Annotated in this window: 19 protein-coding genes; 15 read left to right on the top strand and 4 right to left on the bottom strand. The window is 70.3% G+C overall.

What is annotated here, in order from left to right; translation table 11 throughout:
• Window positions 1-46 precede the first annotated feature (46 nt).
• Together nth and P5G52_RS06425 are read left to right on the top strand one after the other, a co-directional pair.
• Complete coding sequence (nth, locus tag P5G52_RS06420) at window positions 47-850, top strand: endonuclease III (RefSeq protein ID WP_301225722.1); 804 nt, start codon at window positions 47-49, stop codon at window positions 848-850.
• A gap of 63 nt (window positions 851-913) precedes the next feature.
• Window positions 914-1,609, top strand: a complete 696-nt coding sequence (locus P5G52_RS06425) for an NUDIX hydrolase (protein ID WP_301225724.1) — start codon at window positions 914-916, stop codon at window positions 1,607-1,609.
• On the opposite strand, the gene P5G52_RS06430 is transcribed toward P5G52_RS06425, so the two are convergent.
• Together P5G52_RS06430 and P5G52_RS06435 are read right to left on the bottom strand one after the other, a co-directional pair.
• The gene (locus tag P5G52_RS06430; protein ID WP_301225726.1) at window positions 1,521-3,014 is read right to left on the bottom strand and encodes a hypothetical protein; all 1,494 of its coding nucleotides are present in this window, start codon (window positions 3,012-3,014) and stop codon (window positions 1,521-1,523) included. The genes P5G52_RS06425 and P5G52_RS06430 overlap by 89 nt on opposite strands.
• A gap of 113 nt (window positions 3,015-3,127) precedes the next feature.
• Window positions 3,128-4,819 carry a bifunctional 3'-5' exonuclease/DNA polymerase gene (locus P5G52_RS06435; protein WP_301225728.1) on the bottom strand — a complete coding sequence of 564 codons (1,692 nt, stop codon included), beginning with the start codon at window positions 4,817-4,819 and terminating at the stop codon, window positions 3,128-3,130.
• A 104-nt stretch (window positions 4,820-4,923) separates the two neighbouring features.
• Between P5G52_RS06435 and ssd the strand changes: the two genes are divergently transcribed.
• The 7 genes from ssd to P5G52_RS06470 all read left to right on the top strand — a co-directional run bounded on the left by ssd (window position 4,924) and on the right by P5G52_RS06470 (window position 10,178).
• Entirely contained in the window at window positions 4,924-6,033 is a 1,110-nt protein-coding gene (gene ssd / locus P5G52_RS06440) for a septum site-determining protein Ssd (RefSeq protein ID WP_301225730.1), read from the top strand.
• A 161-nt stretch (window positions 6,034-6,194) separates the two neighbouring features.
• Entirely contained in the window at window positions 6,195-7,475 is a 1,281-nt protein-coding gene (locus P5G52_RS06445; RefSeq protein ID WP_301228684.1) for a TadA family conjugal transfer-associated ATPase, read from the top strand.
• Between the two features lie 53 nt (window positions 7,476-7,528).
• Complete coding sequence (locus P5G52_RS06450) at window positions 7,529-8,101, top strand: type II secretion system F family protein (protein WP_301225732.1); 573 nt, start codon at window positions 7,529-7,531, stop codon at window positions 8,099-8,101.
• On the top strand, window positions 8,098-8,760 hold the full coding sequence (locus P5G52_RS06455) for a hypothetical protein (protein WP_301225734.1): 663 nt from the start codon (window positions 8,098-8,100) through the stop codon (window positions 8,758-8,760). The genes P5G52_RS06450 and P5G52_RS06455 overlap by 4 nt, the downstream gene beginning before the upstream one ends.
• 131 nt (window positions 8,761-8,891) lie before the next feature.
• On the top strand, window positions 8,892-9,299 hold the full coding sequence (locus P5G52_RS06460) for a DUF4244 domain-containing protein (protein WP_363321868.1): 408 nt from the start codon (window positions 8,892-8,894) through the stop codon (window positions 9,297-9,299).
• Window positions 9,300-9,412: 113 nt separating this feature from the next.
• Window positions 9,413-9,769, top strand: coding sequence for a TadE family type IV pilus minor pilin (locus tag P5G52_RS06465; RefSeq protein WP_301225736.1), 357 nt, complete (start codon window positions 9,413-9,415; stop codon window positions 9,767-9,769).
• Window positions 9,762-10,178: an Rv3654c family TadE-like protein gene (locus P5G52_RS06470; RefSeq protein ID WP_301225738.1), complete on the top strand. Its 417-nt coding sequence runs from the start codon at window positions 9,762-9,764 to the stop codon at window positions 10,176-10,178. Before P5G52_RS06465 ends, P5G52_RS06470 begins: the two co-directional genes overlap by 8 nt.
• 58 nt (window positions 10,179-10,236) lie before the next feature.
• On the opposite strand, the gene P5G52_RS06475 is transcribed toward P5G52_RS06470, so the two are convergent.
• Window positions 10,237-12,627 carry a DEAD/DEAH box helicase gene (locus P5G52_RS06475; RefSeq protein WP_301225740.1) on the bottom strand — a complete coding sequence of 797 codons (2,391 nt, stop codon included), beginning with the start codon at window positions 12,625-12,627 and terminating at the stop codon, window positions 10,237-10,239.
• A gap of 48 nt (window positions 12,628-12,675) precedes the next feature.
• A complete protein-coding gene (locus P5G52_RS06480) occupies window positions 12,676-13,326 on the bottom strand; it encodes a GNAT family N-acetyltransferase (RefSeq protein ID WP_301225742.1) in 651 nt (216 codons plus the stop codon).
• An 89-nt stretch (window positions 13,327-13,415) separates the two neighbouring features.
• Here P5G52_RS06480 and trhO point away from each other — a divergent pair, with 89 nt between their 5' ends.
• From trhO to proC, 6 genes are all read left to right on the top strand, one after another.
• Complete coding sequence (gene trhO / locus P5G52_RS06485) at window positions 13,416-14,342, top strand: oxygen-dependent tRNA uridine(34) hydroxylase TrhO (protein WP_301225744.1); 927 nt, start codon at window positions 13,416-13,418, stop codon at window positions 14,340-14,342.
• Window positions 14,342-16,045 (top strand): DUF7059 domain-containing protein, encoded by a 1,704-nt coding sequence (locus P5G52_RS06490; protein WP_301225746.1) that lies wholly within the window; start codon window positions 14,342-14,344, stop codon window positions 16,043-16,045. Before trhO ends, P5G52_RS06490 begins: the two co-directional genes overlap by 1 nt.
• 124 nt (window positions 16,046-16,169) lie before the next feature.
• Window positions 16,170-18,917, top strand: a complete 2,748-nt coding sequence (topA, locus tag P5G52_RS06495; RefSeq protein ID WP_301225748.1) for a type I DNA topoisomerase — start codon at window positions 16,170-16,172, stop codon at window positions 18,915-18,917.
• Between the two features lie 51 nt (window positions 18,918-18,968).
• A complete protein-coding gene (locus P5G52_RS06500) occupies window positions 18,969-19,982 on the top strand; it encodes a Ppx/GppA phosphatase family protein (RefSeq protein WP_301225750.1) in 1,014 nt (337 codons plus the stop codon).
• Between the two features lies 1 nt (window position 19,983).
• Window positions 19,984-20,775 (top strand): sugar phosphate isomerase/epimerase family protein, encoded by a 792-nt coding sequence (locus tag P5G52_RS06505; RefSeq protein ID WP_301225752.1) that lies wholly within the window; start codon window positions 19,984-19,986, stop codon window positions 20,773-20,775.
• Between the two features lie 234 nt (window positions 20,776-21,009).
• On the top strand, window positions 21,010-21,867 hold the full coding sequence (gene proC / locus P5G52_RS06510; protein ID WP_301225754.1) for a pyrroline-5-carboxylate reductase: 858 nt from the start codon (window positions 21,010-21,012) through the stop codon (window positions 21,865-21,867).
• Window positions 21,868-21,999: the final 132 nt, after the last annotated feature.

Here is a 21,999-nt window from a genome sequence, read left to right on the forward strand (position 1 = left end):
GTCCGAGAAGCACCACCGAGAAGCACCACCGAGAGGAGATCCGCGAGTGGCAGGCAGGAAAGCGAAGCCCGAGGAAGAATCGCCCGTCGCCCTGAAGCGCCGGGCTCGGAAGATCGGCCGGGTCCTCGGCGAGACGTACCCGTACGCGGTGGCCGAGCTCGACTTCGGCAACGCCTTCGAGCTCCTGGTGGCAACAGTGCTCTCCGCGCAGACCACCGACGTCCGGGTCAATCTCACCACCCCTGCGCTGTTCGAGCGGTACCCCGACGCCCGTGCGATGTCCGAGGCCCAGGAACTCGAGCTGCAGGAGATCATCCGCCCCACGGGGTTCTACCGCGCAAAGGCCAACAGCCTCCTCGCACTCTCCCGGCGCCTGGTCGACGAGTTCGACGGCGAGGTCCCGGGAAGGCTCGAAGACCTGGTGACCCTTCCCGGTGTCGGGCGGAAGACCGCGAACGTCGTCCTGGGCAATGCCTTCGGCGTTCCGGGCATCACCGTGGACACCCACTTCGGGCGACTGTCCCGACGGTTCCGCTGGACGGCGTCGGAGGATCCCGTCACGGTGGAACGCGAGGTCGGTGCCCTGTTCGAGCGCAAGGACTGGACCATGCTCTCGCACCAGGTCATCTTCCACGGGCGTCGGATCTGCCATGCCAAGAAGCCCGCGTGCGGGGTGTGCCCCGTCGCCGCGCTGTGTCCGTCCTTCGGTGAGGGTGAGGTGGATCCGATGAAGGCGGCGAAGCTGCTGAAGTACGAGCTGGCACCCGGCCGCGAGGAACTGGTGGAGCTGATGCGAGCCGGGCGGACCCGCGCGGAGCTTCGCGAGGCCGGGTATGGTCTGGGTGCCTAGCCTCCGGCCCACCCCGGCCAGGCCCGTCCCCGCCCGGGGCACGTCTGCGGGACCGGTCCTGCCGTGACGGTGTACGACGAACTGGCGGCGTGGGCGAAGTCCATGGACCGCCCCGGTGCCACCCTGGTACGCCCGAGCGGCTGGCAGTTCGCACGGCTCGATCCCGCACGCGCCCGGCGTGCGGCGGTCCTCATCCTGGTCGGTCCGCGCGCACCCTCCGCGCGGGATCCTGAGCGTGCCGGTCCCGACGACATCCCCGGTTGTGACCTGGACATCCTCTTCGTGATGCGCGCCAGCTCGCTGTCCAACCACCCCGGCCAGGTCGCCTTCCCCGGCGGCACCATCGACCCGGGTGACGCGGATGAAGGTGCGGCGGCCCTGCGCGAAGCCCGGGAGGAGACAGGTGTGGATCCGGACGGCATCGAGATCCTCGGCCTGCTGCCGGAGGTGGGACTTCCCGTCAGCAATTTCATGGTCACGCCGGTGCTCGGATGGTGGGCCGAGCAGTCACCCACCCATGCCGTCGATACGGCGGAGTCGGAGCTTGTCTTCCGGGCTCCCGTGAGCACCCTCCTCGACCCGGTGCACCGCAGGACGGCCGTGGTCCGGCGCGACGGATTCGTCAGCAGGACCCCTGCCTTCCTGGTGCCGGAAGCCGTGATCTGGGGCTTCACGGCGATGCTGCTGGACGCGATGTTCGAGGGGCTCGGTTGGACGCGCGCCTGGGACCGATCCCGGGAGATCCCCGCGCCCCTGTGAGCCGGCCGGGACCCTGGAATCCGGCCGCCGGGACCCGGATGCGACCGGGGGAGTACCGGTCCCTGAGGGAACCCGGAAGTGCGGCCAGTCCGGTGACCGTGTCGATCCGGCCCTTTGTCCTGAGCGCCGCCTCGGCGGCGGGTACGACGGGCAAGGCGCCGAAGCGGGAACTCCGCAGCACCGCCAGGGCCTGATCCACCCCGCTACCCCTGACCGCCCCGGGTCCGAGGACGGCGCGCCGCGCCTGGTAGGACAGGACATTCCGCGCCAGAGCGGCAGGACTCGACAGAGCGATGGAGACAGCCGTTGAATCGAGCCCGCGGAGTCCGGCCGCTCCGATGGGCCGGAGGATGCGTACGGCCGGCGCGAGGCGGGAAAGGCGACCCGGTGCGGTTCCCGCGCCCGGCGCCGATCCGAGCGCCTGACGAGCGGACTGGACGGACCGGAGAAGGGCCGGTGCCCTTGCGCCCCGCAGCCCCGTGACCAGCCTCGCCGCTCCGGGTAGCCGCGCGGCGACGACCGGCACGGTGCGCGCGAGCGTGCTCAGCCGTGCGAGGACCTGATGTACCCGGGCCACCATCTGCGCGGTGCGGGCCGCGCCGACCAGGGCGGTGATCGCGGCGGAACCACCGAGCGTGGCAAAGCTCAGCGCGGTTCCGACGGCCGCCAGCGCGGCGCACTCCAGGGCGAATGACCGGGTCTCGTCGATCAACTCCTGGTGCGCCCGGTCGACGGCGGCGGCGAGCGACGCGCACCCGGTGGCGATGTCCCTCGACGCCTCGGCAACACGACGGCCGCAGCTCTGGAGCACCGCACTCCTCGTCCGGAGGAGCACGAGATCCTCGGCCAGCAGGCCATCCAGGAGCGTGTGCGACCGGGAGGCGGGACCGTCGACGGTCGCGTCGACGTCATCGGCGAGGACGGCCCAGGACATCCCGGCCGAACGGAGGAGTTCCGGATCACCGGAGGGCCACGCAACGCCGGCTATCCCGGCGACGATGTCCCAGCACGGCGGGGGCCAGCCGGGATTGACATCGCAGGCGGACGGCGGGCACGGAGCCGCTACCTCCCCTACCGCCGCCGGAAGCGACGGACGAATCAGCGCAGACACGCCCCTGGACGCGACGTGCTCCGCGAGGATGTAGTTTCCCGCCGAGAGGGTCAGCGCCTGCGACGTGTCGGACGACGCGAGCGCGAGCTCGTGGCATGCGGCCAGGACCTCGCGGGCCGCCGGGTCGTAGGAGGCGGCCCAGCCGGCGCCCATGGCGTCCCACCCGGCCATGCCGGCGGTCCGCACCAGTGCCGCACTCGCCGCATCCGCGGCGTCGGCCAGTCCACGGGCGGCGACCGAGGCCAGCGCTGCTGCTTCCGCGTACCGGTCGGTATCGATCCTCAGGACGTTCACGCACTCCGCCTTCCCGTGCTCTGCCTTCCCGCGCTCGTGCTGCCACCGTACGGGGAGGCCGATACGCGCTCGAAGCATCCTCGGACGATGTGGATAACGGTCCGGAGCCCGGACTACTTGGCGTCGGCGTAGGAGGAGACCGTGACGGTGTTGATGGAGAACTCGATGGGGATGTCGCCGTAGATCAGGCGTGTCGCCGCACGGGCGGCGAGGTCGAGGATGGTGCCCGCCTCGGCCGCCTGCTGCGCGGGGACATGCAGCACCACTTCATCGTGCAGGAAGAAGACGATGCGGCTTCGCGGTTCCGGGATGCTGCTTGCGGCCAGTCGCCGTCGGATCTCGGCGAGCCAGCACAGCGCCCATTCCGCCGCCGAGGCCTGGACCACGAAGTTCCGCGTGAAGCGACCGCGAGCCCGGGCCGCTCCGTCCGCCCGGCGCTGCTCCTCCGCCGTCGTCGTCCTCTGCCTCGCTCGCCATTCCTCCGACGCGGGCGGGCAACCGCGGCCGAGGTAGCTGGAGACGCCGCCCCCTGCTTCACCGGCCCGGGCGGCAGATTCCACGACGGCGATGGCGCGTGGGTAGGCGCGCGTCAGCTGTGGCATCAATCTGCCCGATTCACCGCTCGTCGCGCCGTACATCGCGCCGAGCATGGCGAGCTTCGCTTGGGCGCGGTCGCCGCCGAACCCCTGGTCCGCGATCCCCTGGTAGAGGTCCTGTCCGCGGGCCGCGGCTGCGAGCGCCGCATCCTGCCCGAGGGCTGCCAGGACCCTCGGCTCGAGCTGCGCTGCGTCGGCGACGAGGAAGACATGGCCCTCGTCGGGCCGCACGGCGTCGCGCACCTGCCTCGGGATCTGCAGCGCACCTCCGCCGCGCGACGCCCAGCGTCCCGATACGACACCGCCCACCACGTACTCGGGCCGGAACCGCCCGTCCCGGACCCAGGCGTCGAGCCAGTTCCAGCCGTTAGCGGTCAGCAGCCGCGAGAGCTTCTTGTAGGCGAGGAGCGGCTCGATGGCCGGATGCGCCTGGCGCTCGAGCTCCCAGGAGCGCGTCGTCCGAACCTCGATACCGGCGCGGTGCAGGGCTCGCAGAACCTCCTGCGGTGAATCGGGATTCAGCGCGGGATTACCCAGGGCGGTGCGCAGCTCCTGGGCGAGCCGCTCCAGCTCGGTCGGTCTCGAGCCCTCCGGCGGGCGCGGTCCGAGGGTTCGTTCCAGCAGGTCCTCATGGACGTCCCGGCGCCAGGGAAGCCCCCAGTGCTCCATCTCGGCGGCGATGAGCGAGCCCGCGGATTCGGCGGCGACGAGGAGATTGAGGCGGCCGGGCTCGGCACCCGATACCGCGGCGAGCTGCTCCCTGAACTGCCCGACGACGTCGCCCACCGGAGGGCCCACCGGCTCCTGCGGTTCGTCGAAGAGCGAGTGCTGGTTCGGCGCCGCCGGGGGCGGCAGCAGGAGGCGGGGAGGCTCCGTGCCGTCGTCCGTCCGGGCCGTGGCCCTCAGGGATTCGATGTACGGAGAGGGGCGGCACGACGGCGAGTGCGCGAGGATGTTCCCCGTCAGCGCCAGGTCCCAGCACCTGTCCACGGACACGCCTGCGGACAGGAGGTCGGGGTACCAGAGCCGCGTGCTGCTCCACACCCAGCGCGGCCGCCGATGTTCGGCCTCTGCGACGGCGGCCGCGAATGCGTCGTGATCGACGACGTCGGGCTCTCCGAGGTGCCGGCCCTCGGAGTCCAGCTGCTGGAGCGCCATTCCCGCGCTGCCACCGCGACTCGACGGCACGGAGGCCACGGCAATGTACATGAGCACATTGTCGGCGGTGGGAGTGTCATTCCTCGAATCGGAAGGGCTGTCCACATAGCGGCGGTGCCCGGTCCGGAGTGAACTCGCCGGACGATGCTTGGCGGATGACGCAGGCGATGTGGGCCCTGAACGCCCGACGGGGGCCGGTGGTCCTTGCGGGCGGCTCACAGCTGGTCAAGGACCAGGTGGCGAGGGCCTGTGCTGCCGCAGGCGTCACGCCTCTGCTCGTTCCCGTCCTCACAGAAGCCCTCTCCCTCGATCCACTGGTGCTCCTCGTCGGCTGCGAGCAGGTGACTGAAGGGCTGCACGGCCAGCGTGAGGTCATCGTGGTCGGGGCAGCCGGGGATGAAACGAGGGCATGGGGGAGCGCCGCCGGCCTGCCGTCGTCCCGCGTCGTCATCCTGCCCCAGGGTGCGGGCTGGCTCGCGGAACACCTCGGACGATTCCTGAACCCGGCCGCCACCGGGCCCGTCGTCGGTGTCCTCGGGACCGCTGGTGGATGCGGGGTCAGTACGTTCGCTTTCTGGTGCGCACGCCATGCCGCTACCGAGGGGGGACCCGCGTTGCTGGTGGACGGGAACCCCCTGGGTGGGGGCCTCGACCTCGCCCTCGGCCTCGAGGACCGGCCCGGTGTGCGATGGCACGACCTCGGGGAGATCCGAGGCACACTGAGTGCCGAGCAGCTCGCGGCGGCACTGCCGACGGACGGTACCTTCTCCCTGCTGTCGCACACCGCGCCGACCGGCTCCGTCCAAAGTCCGCCAGGGGACAGTATGGGGTCCGCCGGAGTGGTCCTCGAAGCTGCACGGGGCGCCTTCGACACCAGTTTCATCGATCTCGGCAGCAGCGGTGCCGCCGTTCCGTCGCTGGCGGCTGCATGCGATCGGCTGGTCCTCCTCGTCCCGGCCAGGCCCCGCAGCGTCGCCGCAGCTGCCGGCGTCCTGCAGGCCCACGGGTCGACACCTGTGACGGTGGTGCTGCGCGGCCCGGTACTCGACGGCCTGGACGCGTGGTTCGTCGCCGAATCGATCGGACGAGCCGGGCCCCTCCCGTACCTTCCCTTCGTGCGGGGAGCGGCCCAGGCGGAAGCAGACGGCAGGATGCTCGATTTCCGAGTGCCGAAAAAGGCGCGCAAAGTCGTCCAGTCCGTGGTCGCGGGCGTCGTCGCGGGTGTCGCCACCGGTGGCGTCGCCGGTATGGAGCGGACGGCATGAGGGGCGGTGACATGCGGGGCGGGCCCACCCGGCGCCAGTTGCGTACCGCCCTCGGCAGTGCCCCTCCCTACCAGGATCCCCCGGGGTGGCCGGCCGGCGACGGGGTAGGGGGCAGGGATCCCGGAGGGGTACCCGGGGCACCCGGAGCCTCCGGGGCCTCCATGGTCGAGTCGGTGCGGAGGGCTGTTCTTGCCGGAGAGGTGCCGGCGACCGGAGCGGCCTTCGCCGACGCCGTGGGATCGAGCGGGAGGCTGCTCGGGTCGGAAGGAACCCTGTCCGCGCTCGACCACGTCCGTGCCGAACTCAAGGGACTGGGGCCGCTCGAGTATCTCCTCGCGGAGGAAACCGTCACGGACATCCTCGTCAACGGACCCGATGACGTCTGGATCGACGGCGCCACAGGCCTGCGGCGGATCGGCCGCATGTTCGACACCGACGAGGAGGTGCGCGCTCTCGCCGTCCGTCTCGTGGCCGCTGGCGGCAGGCGCCTCGACGACGGGTGTCCCGCCGTGGACGTGCGTCTGGGAGGACTGCGGATCCACGCCGTCCTTCCACCGATCTCGACGGCGGGGACACTCCTGTCGATCCGGATCCGGAGGCCCAGGGTGTTCACCCTTCCGGAACTCGTCGCTAGCGGGACGATCGCTCCCGCGATGGCGGAGGCCTTGACGCTGATGATGCGGCACCGCCTGAATTTCCTCGTCAGCGGCGCGACAGGAACCGGGAAGACCACACTCCTCTCCACCCTCCTCGGCCTGGCCGGGCATCAGGAGCGCGTGGTGCTGGTCGAGGATGCGGCAGAGCTCAACCCGTCCCACCCGCACACGGTCGGACTCCAGTCCCGGCACGGCAACCTCGAGGGGGCGGGCGTGCTCGATCTCACCGAACTCGTGCGACAGGCGCTGAGGATGAGGCCGGATCGGCTGGTGGTCGGGGAATGCCGCGGTGCGGAGGTCCGCGAGTTGCTGTCGGCGATGAACACCGGGCACGACGGTGGCGGGGGAACGGTGCATGCGAATTCAGCGAACGCCGTCCCGGCCCGTCTGAGCGCGCTCGCCGCTCTTGCGGGCCTGACGCCTGACGCCCTCGCACTGCAGGCGGCCAGCGGCCTGGATGTGGTGGTGCATGTCGTGCGCGATGCCCGGGGCCGACGCGTCGAAAGCATCGGGCTCGTGGAGCTGAGTCCGGGCAGGGACCTCGAGGTGACGCCGGCCCTGGTCGATACCCGTGAGGGCTGCCACCGGGCGGCGGGATGGAGCGGCTTCGCCCTCAGGGTGGGCTGGACCGGGCCCGACCCGGGACCGGGACGACCGTCGCATGCCTGCTGGCGTGTGCTTCCGTCGTGCTCGCACTCCCCAGGACGGTTCCGCGGAGCAGGAGGCAACAGCCGGGTACGGTCCTCATCGGGGCGTCCGGTGTTCAGGGAGTCGGCGTCCGGATAGGGCGAGGGCCGACCGGCCCCAAGACGGCCGACCTGCATGAATTGCCACTGTTCGTGCACCAGCTGGCCGGGCTCCTCAGGGCGGGGCGGCCACCCCATGTCCTGTGGGCGGACCTCGAGGTCGTCTACGCAGACCGGCACAGCGCTTTCGGCGATGCGGCCCTACCGGTGATCGCGACGGCATGCCGGGCGGCCGGCCTGGGCCTCAGCATCCCCGATGCCCTCCGTCAGGCTGCAGGGGGCTCCAGCGACACACGCCGCAGGGGCTGGAGCAGCACCCACGTCGACCACCTGTGGATTGACCTCGCGGGCTGCCTGGAGGCCGCGGAGCGCAGCGGGGCACCGCTGGCAGGGATCCTCGAGCACTACGCAGCCCAGCTCGACGCCCAGCTCGACGGGCTGTCCGCCCGGGACACTGCGCTCGCAGGACCCCGCGCAACGGTCGTCCTCCTCGCCTGGCTGCCGATCGTCGGCCTGGTCCTCGGCTTCGCCCTCGGCATCAACCCGTTCGAGGTGCTCATCGGCTCAGCCCTGGGACGGCTCGCCCTCCTGACGGGCGCAGTCCTGATGGTGGCATCACGTGGATGGTCCCGGCGCCTCGTGCAGCGCGCAGGAGGTGCGCCATGATGGCCGGGCCGCTGGTCTCCCTGCTGCTGGCCGCTGCGGCCTTCACGCTGATGGTCGGGTCGGGGCGGGTCAGGTCAAGGATCCCGCCACCCGCACGTCCGGGAGGACGACGGGGAATCGGGGACGCGCCGCTCATCCTCGACCTGCTGGCCGCCGTGTTGTCCTCGGGAGCTTCGGTCGAGAAGGCCCTGTTCCTCGTCGCGGAAACCTGCGAGCCCCGGATCCGTACGTCCCTGGTGCGGGTCCACGCCGCCCGGGTCCTCGGCGCTTCGTGGGACGCCGCATGGGATGCCGCGTGGGACAGCGCAGGGGGATCCGCCGGCGGACCCGCGTGGCACCACGGGCTGAACGGTGGGAGCTCTTCCGCTGCCCCCAAGCAGCGGGCACACGGGCCCGGCCGGAGACGTGGAGCGCTGATTCAGGATGGCGTCGTTGAAGACGTCCGGCAGGGCCTTCGCTTCGCTACTTCCACGGGCGCGCCGTCCGCGGCGCTCCTGCACGCCCACGCGGCCCAGCTGCGACGACGGCACAACCGCGAGGTGGACAGGAAAGCCGCGGCACTGGGAGTGCAACTCGTCCTGCCCCTCGGCCTGTGTTCACTACCTGCCTTCATCTGCCTCGGAGTCGTGCCCGTCGTCCTGGGGCTCCTGCCCCTCTAGTCCCGCCAGGGGGTTATCCACTTAGCCCTTCGGGGAACCCGCCGGGCACTTCCGCCTCGCGAGAGTTGGTCCTGCGGCGACTGCCGCTCCCAGCACGGGGACCAACGCCCCCGCCGACAGAAGGAGTTCCAATGTCATCGGAAACACACGCCAGGAGGCTGGATGGTTCCTCGTTCCGGGCGCCCGCGGAAGCCCGACATGACGGATCGTCCTGCACGATCAGCGAGCCCCCCGTTGACGCGGTCATCCCCGAGCCGATCCTCGGCCAGGGCGGCAGGGGGAGTTTCCCCGACCCGGAGCCCGCGGGCGATCGGGCTGCCCGTCGGGCTGATGCACGGCGGCGGCGGTCGAACGCACGGATCATCCGGCACCGCCAGGATGGCGTTCCCGGCGGGGAGGCAGGCATGGCGACCGCCGAGTATGCCATCGCCACGCTCGCCGCAGTCGCCTTTGCGGCATTGCTCGTCGCGGTGCTGTCCAGTGGCGAGGTCAAGGGCCTCCTGATGTCCCTGATCACGTCTGCGCTGAATTTCGGCTGATGGGCGCGGACCGGGGCGGGCCGAAGCGGGGACAGACGAGAGGGAACGCGTGCGGTCACCCCGGCATCCCTTCCTGCGGTCTCGGCGGGACGCCTGCCGCCCGGGATCGTGGCATGGGACGCGCACACCCTGGTCAGCGTGGGTCGGTCACCGCCGAGGTAGCCGTCGTCCTTCCCGCCCTGGTCGTCCTGCTCGCTCTCCTGCTCGGTACCGCGCACGTCGGCACGGTCCAGCTGCAGTTGGAGGAAGCAGCACGGGCAGGAGCACGCGAGGCCATGCGGGGTGAGAGCAGCGCGTCCGTGGAACAGACGGTGCGGCGGCTTGCAGGGAGCAATGCGACCGCCTCCGTGGCGTTCGGCTCCGGCTGGACCACCGTGGAGGTGAGGGCGCGGGTCGAAGGGCCCGTCGTCGAACTGATGGGAATCGAGCTGACTGCGACGGCCTCGGGTAAGGAGGAGGACGGTGGGTAGGTGCACGGCCGTGGGCAGCGCGGGGTCGCCCACCGACTCGGAGAGCGGAGCCGGGTCGCTCACCGATTCGGAGGGCGGGGCCGGGACGCTGCTGATGGCAGGCCTCGCCATGCTGGCACTGCTGCTGATTGCTTCCGCGGCCCTCCTGCTGCAGGCCGCGTCGGGCGCGTCGAAAGCGGCGACAGCAGCAGATCTCGCCGCACTGGCCGCAGCGGACGCTGCCCGGGGACTCACGGTCGGCGACCCGTGCTCCGTGGCCGGAACAGTTGCGGAACACCACGGTGCAGCCGTGCAGGACTGCGTCATCGGTGAGACGGGTCCGGGAACTGCCCTGGTCCGCGTCTCCGTCAGCATTGCGGGCCTGCTTCCCGATGCGGTGGGTGCGGCGCGGGCTGGGCCTCCGCCCTGACGTCGAGGACAGCGCGGCCTGGATGTCCTCCATGACGCGGCGTCCTGGTCCTGGCGGTCTAGGCTTTCCGGCCCAACGAGACGGCGGATCCGGGCGTGGATCCGGACGCCGGCTCGGCTCCGGTCGCCGTGTCGGCGGCCTGCTTCAGGATCAGTGAGAGGACCGCGACGGCACCGCCCTTGCTGAGCGGGTTGTTGCGGTTGCCGCACTTCGGGGACTGGACGCAGGAGGGGCAGCCGGACTCGCACTCGCAGGCTTCGATCGCGTCGCGGGTCGCGGACAGCCAGGTCCGCGCCGCCTCGAAACCGCGCTCGGCGAAGCCTGCACCCCCCGGGTAGCCGTCGTACACGAAGATGGTCGGGAGCCCCGTGTCGGCGTGCAGGGCGGTGGATACCCCACCGATGTCCCACCGGTCGCTGGACGCCACCAGGGGCAGCAGTCCGATCGCGGCATGCTCCGCCGCATGGAGTGCTCCGGGAAGCTCCTCCGCGAGGATGCCTTCCGCCTCGAGGAGCTCCGGGCTGATCTCGAACCACACGCTCTTCGTGAAGAGATCCCGTGCCCCGAGCTCGAGCGGCTCCTCGCCCAGGACCTCGTTGGAGGAGAAAGCCTTGCGCTGGAAGGACACCACCTGGGTGGTGACCTTCACATCACCGAAGTTGGCGAGGACACCGCCCCAGAGTCGGCTGACATCGCGTCCGATGACCTCGATCTGCGTGACGTCACGTGCCTGCGTGTAGTAGTCGGGATGGGCGCGGGAGACGACAGCACAGTGGTCCTGCTCATTGAGCTCCTGCACCACGTAGGCGCGCCCCTGATGGACGTACACCGCGCCCGGATGTGCCTGGTAGTGGCTCTGGGGTGAGTCCATCGTCCCGAGCAGCGCCCCGGAATCCGCCTCGACGATATTGATCGGGCCGCCCCCGTCGGCGCGCAGATTGACCATCGCGGCGGCGCTCTGCGGGTGTGTCCAGAACCATCCCGCGGGACGGCGCCGCAGGAAGCCCTGGTCGCACAGGGTGCCGAGCAGATCCTCCGAAGTGGCACCGAACAGGCCGAGGTCCCCGTCGGTGAGGGGCAGCTCGGCCGCGGCGGCGCACAGGTGCGGACCGAGGACATAGGGATTGGAGGGGTCGAACACGGTCGCCTCGACGGCGAGGTCGAAGACCGCCTCGGGATGGTGCACCAGGTAGGTGTCCAGCGGGTCGTCGCTGGCGACGAACGCCGCGATGGCGTCCTGTCCTGACCGTCCGGCGCGGCCGATCTGCTGCATGAGGGAAGCCCTCGTCCCGGGCCAGCCGGCCACCAGGACGGCATCGAGGCCGGAGATGTCGATGCCGAGTTCCAGCGCCGACGTGCTGGCGACACCCAGCAGTTCCCCGCTCCGCAGCGCGGATTCGAGCGCCCTGCGTTCCTCCGGCAGGTATCCGGACCGGTAGGCCGCGATGCGGTGCGGGAGGCTCGGATGTACATCCTCGAGCATCCTGCGGGACGTCTGGGCAATGCTCTCGGCGCCGCGTCTCGACTTGATGAACGCGATGGTCCTCACCTGGGAGGACACGAGGTTCGCGAGGAGGTCGGATGTCTCGGCAATGACGGTCCGCCGGGTGGGAGCGCCGTTCTCGCCCTTCATGCCCGTGAGCTGGGGTTCCCAGAACGCGACCGTCGTCGAGCCGTGCGGCGAGCTGTCCTCGGCGACGGCGGCCACCGGGGCGCCGATCAGCCGTCCGAAGGATGCGGCGGGCTCGGCCGACGTCGCCGAAGCCCCGATGAACACGGGGTTCGCGCCGTAGCTCGCGCAGATCCGCCGCAACCGTCGAAGGAGATTCGCGACGTGGGACCCGAACACCCCCCGGTAGCTATGGGCTTCGTCGATGATCACGTACTTGAGGCGACGGAAGAAGCGGGCCCACCAGGTGTGGTGGGGCAGGATGCCGTAGTGCAGCATGTCCGGGTTCGCGAGGACCAGGTTCGCATGGTCGCGGATCCAGCGGCGCGCGCCGGACTCCGTGTCGCCGTCGTACGTCTCGGCCCGGACCGTGGGCAGTTTCAGTGCGTTGATGGCGGACAGCTGGTCCGCGGCCAGGGCCTTGGTGGGCGCGAGGTAGAGGGCCACGGACCCGTTCGGTGCGAGGGTCGCGCGATTTCCGAGTTCGCTGCGGTGGATCTCGTCGAGGACCGGCAGCTGGTAGCAGAGGGACTTCCCCGAGGCGGTGCCCGTCGCGATGATCGTGTGCGCCCCGTCGTGGGCGGACGTGGCACCTTCCACCTGGTGCCGCCACGGTTCGACCACCCCGCGCGTCCGGAACGCCTCGACGACGTCCTGGTGCGCCCACGCGGGCCAGGGGGCGTGCTCGGCCTCTCGGGCCGGGATCTCGCGGACATGCAGTAGCTGCTCAGGGTCGGGTCCACCTCCGAGCAGCGGGATCAGGGAGTTCTGCGCAGCCACGCCGCAATTGTCCCATCGGGAATCCCGCACGCACGGCGCAAAGGCTCCTTATCCTCTGATGACGAACACGTCGGCGAGATTTTGCCACCCGAGGAACGCGTACAGGGCGCGGCCGTCCGCCGAGGCCATGAGCAGGCCGGTGGTGATGTCGTCCTCCAGGACCGCGGCGGTCAGGGCACGCATGACGTAGCTGCCGAGCCCCCGCCGCCGGTAGCCCTCCTCCGTGACGATGCGATCGTAGACCGCGTAATCGCCCACCACGGAGACCGATCCCCGGGCTGCAAGCTCCCCTCCGGCATGGACCGTCACGCTGCGGCAGGCACCCTCGCTGGAACGCTCGAGTGTGAAGTCGTCACTCGGCACCCGCGGGTCCTCGACGTCCTGGCCCCGCATGTCGACGCTCATCAGGGACTGCTGCCGGTCCGTCACGTGCACGTGCAGCGGCCGAGCCGCGTCGATGAGCTCCTGCATCCGGTTGGTGACGACCGTCAGCACCCGTCCCGGATCCTGCCGGGTCTCGGACGCCAGCTCGAGGAACCGTTCGGTGGTGGGTTCGAAGAGGAAGTGCTCCGTCTGGTTCTGCTGGTCCGTCAGCAGGACGGAGGTACTGCGCCCGTCCCTGTGCGGTTCGTATCCCCGGCACGCGGACCATCCGTCGATCCAGGTCTGGAGGAGCTCGTCGTCTGCGTGTGCGCCCATGTGCTGAACGATAGTTCTCGGGGACCGCGAATCACAGGGAGTGCAGCAGCGGAGGCGACCGTTTGAAGCCGCAAAGTAGGCTTTAAGTCGTGTCGATGAACCGTATTGCCCTTTATTACGCCTTTTCACCCTTGCCCGATCCTGAAGCAATCCGTCTGTGGCAGCGCGCACTCTGCGAGAAGTGGGGACTGCGCGGGAGGATCCTCATCTCCAAGGACGGCATCAACGGAACGGTCGGTGGCGAGATCGGCGCGGTGAAGCAGTACGCGAAGACCACGCGGGAGTACCCGGCCTTCCGGGGCATGGAGATCAAGTGGTCCGACGGCGGTGCGGACGACTTCCCGAGGCTGAGCGTCAAGGTGCGGGACGAGATCGTCTCCTTCGGCGCCCCGGGTGAGCTGAAGGTCGACGGGAACGGCGTCGTGGGCGGCGGCACGCACCTCGCACCCGAAGAGCTGCATGCGCTGGTCGACGCCAAGCGTGCGGAGGGGGAGGAGGTCGTCTTCTTCGATGGCAGGAACGCGCTCGAGGCGCAGATCGGCCGCTTCAAGGGTGCTGTGGTCCCCGACGTGCGGACCACGCACGACTTCGTCCGTGAACTGGACTCCGGCAAGTACGACGAGCTCAAGGACAAGCCTGTCGTGACCTACTGCACGGGCGGCATCCGCTGCGAGGTGCTCTCCAGCCTCATGGTCAACCGCGGCTTCCAGGAGGTCTACCAGCTCGACGGCGGCATCGTGCGCTACGGCGAGAAGTACCGCGACGGCGGACTGTGGGAGGGCTCGCTCTACGTCTTCGACAAGCGCATGCACCTCGAATTCAGCGACGACGCCGTGACGATCGGCAAGTGCGTGCGCTGCGAGTCACCCACGAACAAGTTCGAGAACTGCTCCAACCCGTCCTGCCGCAACCTGACCCTGTACTGCGCCGGGTGCGCGGCGGACCCCGCCACCCTGCGCTGCCCGCAGGGGTGCGAGTCCGACGAGGCCGAGGCGACGGCAGCAGGGGCTGCCTGATGCCGGTCACCGAGGGTGCCGGCCGGCAGGAGTTCGACGACGACGTCCCGTCCGCGCCGTCGAGCACCGACCTGCCCGCGCTCGAGGCGCTCGCCGGGGACCTGGCTGCCCTCGACTACACCGTCGACGGCGTCGAAGCCCTTCTCGGGGTTGCCGCATACTCCGCCCTCGGCCGGGGACAGCTGGTTCCGGCGCTTCTCGAATGCCGGCGCCTCCTCCGTGGAGGCGGCAGTGCGCAGGTCATCCCGGTGCTGCTGTGGCTCCTCGGGGAGACCGTCCCGGAAGAGGGTCTCCACGCCGCTTTCCCCGGCATCGGCGTACCCGGCCTCGAACGGCTGAGGCTCATCGAGAGGACCGGACCGGAAGGCGGTGCCGCGGAAGGCGCCACGGGAGCCGGGGCCGGAGATGCCGCGGAGGGTGCCGCCGGCAGTGGTGCGGGAGCGGCCCCGGCGCGCTGGCGCGCCGCCGTCGAGCTGCGTCCGTACGGCTCGGACGTCGGAGGCAACCTGTGGGTGGCGAGCGACCTCGGGGCCGAACAGCGCCCCGGACCCCTGCGTCACGACCACGTCCTGGGCATCGGAGGGGCTTCGCTGACCCTTGCCCAGACCGTTCTGCGGACGCCGGTGGACCGCGCCCTGGACCTGGGAACAGGGTGTGGCATCCAGGCCTTCCACCTCCTGGCGCATGCCCGCCACGTGACTGCGACGGACATCTCCGACCGCGCCCTCGCTTTCGCGCGGTTCAACCTCCTGCTCAACGCACCGGCACTGGACCTCGACGCCCAGCGGCTCGGGAACCGGGTTCTCCTCCGCCGGGGCAGCCTGCTCGCGCCGGTCGGGGGGGAGCACTTCGACCTGGTGGTCTCCAATCCGCCGTTCGTGATCACGCCGCGCACGGGGGAGGAGGGCTATACCTACCGTGACGGGGGACTGGCAGGGGATGCCATCGTCGAGACACTGGTCCGGGACCTGCCCGGGATCCTCGCACCGGGCGGCGCCGCGCAGCTGCTCGGCAATTGGGAGATCACCGAGGGTACGGCCTGGGACCGCCGCATCCGGAGCTTCGTCCCTCCCGGCGTGGACGCCTGGATCATCCAGCGCGAGCAGCTGACGCCGGTGCAGTACGCCGAGACGTGGCTGCGCGACGCCGCCGAGAACCGCGACCGCAGCGCCTACCTGGACGGCTTCGCCGCCTACCTGGCGGACTTCGCCTCGCGGAACGTCGAGGCGATCGGCTTCGGTTCGGTGTGGCTCCGCAGGCCGGGAACGCCCAGCAACCTCGTCCGGGTGACGCTCGAGGAGATCACCCACGACATCGAGCAGCCCGTGGGCCCGCACCTGGCCGCCGCCATAGGCCGCAACGACTGGCTGGCGGCCCACACCGAGCAGGCCGCCTCGGGCATCGGCATCGCCGACGAGTTCCTGCTCGTCGCCGACGACGTCACCGAGGAACGCCACCAGCGGCCCGGGGCCGAGCACCCCGGGGTCATCCTGCTGCGGCAGGGGGCCGGCCTCCGGCGCACCACGCTCCTGAGCACCGAGCTCGCCGGATTCGTCTCCGCGTGCGACGGCGACCTCACCGCGGGGCAGATCGCAGGCGCCCTCGCCATGCTGCTGGAGAGGCCCGATGCGGCCTTCACCTCCGCGCTGCTGGTCGACGTCGAGCAGCTCATCCGGGAGGGCTTCCTGATTCCTGCCCCCTGAAACCAGCGGTTACCCTTGTGCAGGTACGCATGACGCATACTGTCAGGTGAAGGCCCAGCAGCGGGATCCGGACCGGATATCCGCGTTACTGCTGCGGCATCGCACCCGCTTATATAGGAGAGAAGTGCCGACCAAGGCCACGGACAAGAAGCACGGCAAGAAGCTCGTCATCGTTGAGTCCCCCAGCAAGATCAAGAGCATCTCGGGCTACCTCGGCGAGGGTTTCCAGGTCGCCGCGTCCATGGGGCACATCCGCGACCTGCCGCAGCCCTCCGACCTCCCCGCGGAACTCAAGAAGTCCTCCGTGGGCAAGTTCGCGGTGGACCTCGACAAGGATTTCGAGCCGTACTACGTCGTGTCACCCGAGAAGCGGAAGACCGTCGCGGAGCTCAAGGCCGCCCTGAAGGACGCCGACGAGCTCTACCTCGCAACCGATGCGGACCGCGAGGGCGAGGCCATCGCCTGGCACCTGCTGCAGGTCCTCAAGCCGAAGGTCCCCGTCTACCGGCTGACGTTCGGCGAGATCACCAAGGAAGCCGTCACGCGCGCCATGGGCGAACTGCGCGACGTCGACATCCCCATGGTGGATGCCCAGGAGACCCGGCGTATCCTCGACCGGCTCTACGGCTACGAGATCTCACCCGTCCTCTGGCGTAAGGTGGCCCGCGGCCTGTCCGCCGGCCGCGTGCAGTCCGTGGCCACCCGCCTCGTCGTCGAACGCGAACGCGAGCGCATGGCTTTCCGCGCGGCGTCGTACTGGGACCTCACGGGCACCTTCACACCCGAGGATTCCTCGAAGGGCAGCACCTTCCCCGCGAAGCTCGTCGCCGTCGACGGCAGCCGCATCGCCTCCGGCAAGGACTTCTCCGACCGCGGTGAGCTGAAGGCGGCCAACGTCGTCCGGCTCGACGAGGACGCCGCACGCTCCCTCGCCGTCGGGCTGGAGAGCGCCGCCTTCACGGTGCGGTCCGTGGAGACCAAGCCCTACACGCGCCGTCCCGCGGCGCCGTTCACGACGTCGACGCTGCAGCAGGAGGCGGCCCGCAAGCTGCGCTTCAGCTCCAAGGTCACAATGCAGGTGGCGCAGCGGCTGTACGAGAACGGGTACATCACCTACATGCGTACCGATTCGTCGGCGCTGTCGGACCAGGCCATCAACGCCGCGCGTCGGCAGGCCTCGGAGCTGTACGGCCCCGAGTACGTCCCCGGGTCTCCCCGCGTCTACAAGGGCAAGGCCAAGAATGCGCAGGAGGCGCACGAGGCCATCCGCCCCGCCGGCGATTCCTTCCGCACGCCCGCCCAGGTGGCGCAGGGCCTGCGTGGTGACGAATTCCGGCTCTACGAGCTGATCTGGAAGCGGACCGTCGCCTCGCAGATGGCGGACGCCAAGGGCTCGACGGCGTCGCTGCGCCTCGGTGCCAGGAGCGCCGATGGCCGGGATGCCGAATTCTCCGCCTCCGGCACCGTCATCACCTTCCGTGGTTTCATGGCCGCCTACGAGGAAGGCCGCGACGCGGACCGCAACGAGGACGGCACCGACGACGACGCACAGGGTACGCGCCTGCCGAACGTCGCCCAGGGCGATGCCCTCGGTGCAACGGCGATCGAGGCTTCCGGCCACGAGACGTCGCCGCCCCCGCGCTACACGGAGGCGTCCCTGGTGAAGGTCCTGGACGAGCGCGGCATCGGCCGCCCGTCGACCTACGCCGCGACGATGTCCACCATCATGGACCGCGGCTACGTCCGGACCAGGGGCCAGGCCCTCGTGCCGAGCTGGATCGCCTTCTCCGTGGTACGCCTGCTCGAGGAGCACTTCAACGACTACGTCGACTACGACTTCACGGCGGAGCTCGAGGAGGACCTGGATCGCATCTCCCGCGGCGAGACCGGGCGTGTGGAGTGGCTCAACCACTTCTACTACGGGGACCGCAAGGACACCGGCCTGCACACGATCGTCAGCGAGCTCGGCGAGATCGACGCGCGCCGCATCAACTCGGTGGAGATCGCCGATGGCATCACGCTGCGCGTGGGCAAGTTCGGACCGTACCTCGAGAAGCCCCTGCCACCGGACGCACCGGAGGGCACGGAGCCGCAGCGCGCCAACGTGCCCGAGGACCTCGCGCCGGACGAGCTGACCGCCGAGAAGGCGATCGAGCTGATGGAGGCCCCGACGTCGGAGGAGCGTGTCCTCGGGACCGACCCGGAGACCGGGCGGACCATCGTGGCACGCGACGGCCGCTACGGACCGTACGTGATCGAGCTGATCCCCGAGCAGACGGCCGAGGAACTGGCCAGCCAGCCGGTCGAGTACTACAAGAACGGCAAGCCCAAGCCCCCGAAGAAGCCCGCGAAGGTCAAGCCGCGCACCGGCTCGCTCTTCAAGTCCATGACGGTGGACACGGTCACGCTCGAGGATGCCCTCAAACTGATGAACCTGCCGCGCGTCCTCGGGACGGACGAGGACGGCAAGGAGATCACGGTGCAGAACGGCCGGTTCGGCCCGTACCTGAAGAAGGGCAGCGACTCCCGCTCCATCGGCTCGGAGGAGGAGATCTTCACGATCACCTTCGAGCAGGCGCAGGAACTCTACAAGCAGCCCAAGCAGCGTGCCGGCAGGACGGTCACCCCACCGCTGGCCGAGTTCGGGGACGATCCCGTGAGTGAGAAGCCCATCGTGGTGAAGGACGGCCGCTTCGGCCCCTACATCACGGACGGCGTCACCAACATCACAGTGCCCAGCTCCATGGCGATCGAGGAACTGACCCGCGAACAGGCGATCGAGATGCTCGCCGACAAGCGTGCCAAGGGCCCGGCCCCGAAGAAGACCACGCGCCGGGCGCCTGCGAAGCGCAAGGTCGCGGCGGGCAAGTAGCGCTGCGGGTAGACAGACGATAGCGGGGGATGAGCGGGAAGCGCGGGAACAATGCGGCTAGGTGTGCTGGACATAGGGTCGAACACGGTCCATTTGCTGCTCGTGGACGCCCACCCGGGTGGGCGTCCCGTGCCGTTCGCTTCCCACAAGAAGCCCCTCCAGCTGGTGGCCTATCTCGACGAGGACGGCAGTATCTCGCGGGAGGGCCAGGACGAGCTCGTTGGCTTCGTCGGTGAGGCGCGTGAGTTCGCGAGCGGGCACGACGCCGAGGACTTCCTCGCGTTCTGCACCTCGGCCATCCGCGAGGCCGGCAATGGCAGCGAGGTCCTCGCGCGCGTGCGTGAGGAGACCGGCGTCGACCTCCAGGAACTGTCCGGGGACCAGGAAGCCGCGGTGACCTTCCAGGCCGTCCGCCGCTGGTACGGCTGGGGAGCCGAATCCATCCTCAACCTCGACATCGGCGGCGGGTCCTTCGAGATGGCGATGGGCACCGACGAGCTCCCCGAGGTGGCGCTGTCCGTTCCGCTCGGCGCGGGCCGCCTCACCCGCGACTGGCTCCGCGGGGATCCGCCGTCGGCGAAGAGCGTGAAGGAACTGCGCCGCTACATCCGGGCGACCCTCCGGGAAGCGGTGCCGCAGTTCGCCCACCTCGGCAGCCCCCACCTCGTGGCCGGAACCTCGAAGACCTTCCGCTCGCTGGCGCGCATTGCAGGGGCGGCCCCGTCGGCCGCCGGGCCCTTCGTGCGCCGCGAGCTGCGCCTGGAGGACCTCAAGCTGTGGACCAAGCGCCTGGCCGCGATGAGCGTCAAGGACCGCATCAACCTCGACGGCGTCTCCGAGCTCCGTGCGCCACAGGTCCTGGCGGGTGCGCTCGTCGCCGAATGCGCCCTCGAACTGTTCGACGTCCCGTCCATGGACATCTGCCCGTGGGCGCTGCGGGAAGGCCTGCTGCTGCGGCGGTTCGACGCCAAGATGTTCGAGGCCGACGAGCCGCTGCCCGGAGTCGGGGTGGGCCACATCCAGCTCGATTCGGCACGACGCCTGTCCCTGCCCGGGGGAGCCTGAGGTGGCACAGCCCGACGGCCGCATCCCGGTCGCGCTGTCCAGCGCCTCCGTCTACCCGCTCTCCGTCCACGACGCCTTCGCGCTCGCACAGGACCTCGGCTACGACGGCGTGGAGGTCATGGTCACCAACAACTCGGTGAGCCAGAACCCCGACCAGCTCAGCATGCTCAGCCAGCGCTACGAGATGCCGATCCTGGCCATCCACGCGCCGACACTCCTGTTGACGCAACAGGTATGGGGCAAGGCCTGGACGAAGATCGAGCTCTCCGCCGCCATGGCTGCGGAGGTGGGGGCGAAGACCGTGGTGACGCACCCGCCGTTCCGGTGGCAGACGGGGTATGCCGAGGAGTTCCCGGAGGGCATCACGCGGGTCGCCCGCGAGTACGGTGTCGAGATCGCCGTCGAGAACATGTACCCGTGGAAGGTTCGGGGCCGCGAGGCGAAAGCGTACCTGCCGCACTGGAACCCCGTTCCAGAGCCGTACGAGCGCATCACGTGGGACTTCTCCCACGCCGCGATCGCCGGGATGGACTCCTTCGAGGAGATCCGTACCCTGGGGAACAGGCTCGCGCACGTGCACCTGACGGACGGCACGCCGAACGGCAAGGACGAGCACCTACTCCCGGGTCAGGGCCAGCAGCGGTGCGCCGAGGCGCTCAACCATCTCGCCGCCGCGGAGTGGGACGGTGTGGTGGCGGTGGAGGTCAGCACGCGCCGGGCACGCGGGGCGGGCGAGCGCGAGGAGTGGCTCGCGGAGACGCTCCGCTTCGCGCGGATGAACCTGCGCCACTGACGGGCCGCCGACAAGGGCCGGCGGAACGGGGCCGGAAGCGCCGGACACGAAGAAAGGCGCCGGCGGGAACGGATGTTGGGGGATCATCCGCTACCACCGACGCCGGACCGGATCAGGAATTCCGGCCCATCACTCGCACCTTTATGGGGTAGTTGGAACACTAGCCGCCTTCCTTGTGCCGTAACACCGAGAACGCTGGGAACAGGCTGGAAGCGCTCGTGGCAGGATGGGGCCATGACTACGGACACCACGCAGCGCATCGCCTTCCTCGGCTGCGGATCCATGAACGAGTCCATCCTGGCCGGGCTCCTGGCAGCCGGCCTCGACCCCGCCCTGGTCACCGCCACCGTGCGGCGCGCCGAGCGGGCGGAGGAACTCCGCCAACGCCACGGGATCGACGCGCAGGCCACTTCGGAGGTCGACGGCGCGAACACCGCAGCCGTACGGGATGCCGACGTCGTCATCCTGGGGGTGAAACCGGTGGGCATCGTTCCGCTCGCCCGGGAGGTCGCCCCGGCGCTGAAGCCCTCCGCCGTGGTCCTGAGCGTTGCCGCCGCCGTGTCCATCGCGATGATCGAGGCAGCCCTGCCCGCGGGGCAGCCTGTCATCCGGTCGATGCCCAACACCCCCTCACGGCTGGGCAGGGGAGTGCTGTCCATCTCCGCGGGATCCTCCGCCGGACCGGACCTCATGGCGCGGGCGCGTGACCTGCTGCGGCCGGCCGGTACCGTCGTCGAGATCCCGGAGGAGCAGGTCGACGCGCTGTCGGCCGTCAGCGGCTCCGGCCCCGCCTACGCCTTCTACCTCGCCGAGGCCATGGCAGCGGCAGGCGAGGAGCTCGGGCTCGATCCGGACCTGGCCGGGCTGATCGCCCGCGAGACGGTCGCCGGGGCAGGTTTCATGCTCGCCGAGGAGGGCGCTGACGCCTCGGCGCTGCGGCGGGCGGTCACCAGCCCGAACGGCACCACGCAGAGCGCGATCGAGACCTTCGACAAGCTCGGGCTGGCGCACATCGTCGCGGACGGCGCCCAGGCGGCCACTGCCCGTGCGGCCGAGATCACGCGCGAGCTGGCGGAGTCGGCGTCGTCTTGACCGCGCCGGGCCGCGGGCACTGACCTCTGCCAGCGCCGGACGGGCCGCGGGCACTGACCCGGACGGGCCGCGGGCACCGACCTCTGCCAGCGCCGGACGGGCCGCGGGCACTGACCCGGACGGGCCGCCGGC

The sequence above is a fragment of the Arthrobacter burdickii genome, assembly GCF_030433645.1.
Taxonomy (GTDB): domain Bacteria; phylum Actinomycetota; class Actinomycetes; order Actinomycetales; family Micrococcaceae; genus Arthrobacter_D; species Arthrobacter_D burdickii.

Coding starts and splice junctions, on each gene's coding strand:
- P5G52_RS06435 (WP_301225728.1), bottom strand. CDS start 4,819: ATGTACATTGCCGTGGCCTCCGTGCCGTCGAGTCGCGGTGGCAGCGCG.
- ssd (WP_301225730.1), top strand. CDS start 4,924: ATGACGCAGGCGATGTGGGCCCTGAACGCCCGACGGGGGCCGGTGGTC.
- P5G52_RS06445 (WP_301228684.1), top strand. CDS start 6,195: ATGGTCGAGTCGGTGCGGAGGGCTGTTCTTGCCGGAGAGGTGCCGGCG.
- P5G52_RS06455 (WP_301225734.1), top strand. CDS start 8,098: ATGATGGCCGGGCCGCTGGTCTCCCTGCTGCTGGCCGCTGCGGCCTTC.
- P5G52_RS06460 (WP_363321868.1), top strand. CDS start 8,892: ATGTCATCGGAAACACACGCCAGGAGGCTGGATGGTTCCTCGTTCCGG.
- P5G52_RS06465 (WP_301225736.1), top strand. CDS start 9,413: ATGGGACGCGCACACCCTGGTCAGCGTGGGTCGGTCACCGCCGAGGTA.
- P5G52_RS06480 (WP_301225742.1), bottom strand. CDS start 13,326: ATGGGCGCACACGCAGACGACGAGCTCCTCCAGACCTGGATCGACGGA.
- P5G52_RS06490 (WP_301225746.1), top strand. CDS start 14,342: ATGCCGGTCACCGAGGGTGCCGGCCGGCAGGAGTTCGACGACGACGTC.
- P5G52_RS06500 (WP_301225750.1), top strand. CDS start 18,969: ATGCGGCTAGGTGTGCTGGACATAGGGTCGAACACGGTCCATTTGCTG.
- proC (WP_301225754.1), top strand. CDS start 21,010: ATGACTACGGACACCACGCAGCGCATCGCCTTCCTCGGCTGCGGATCC.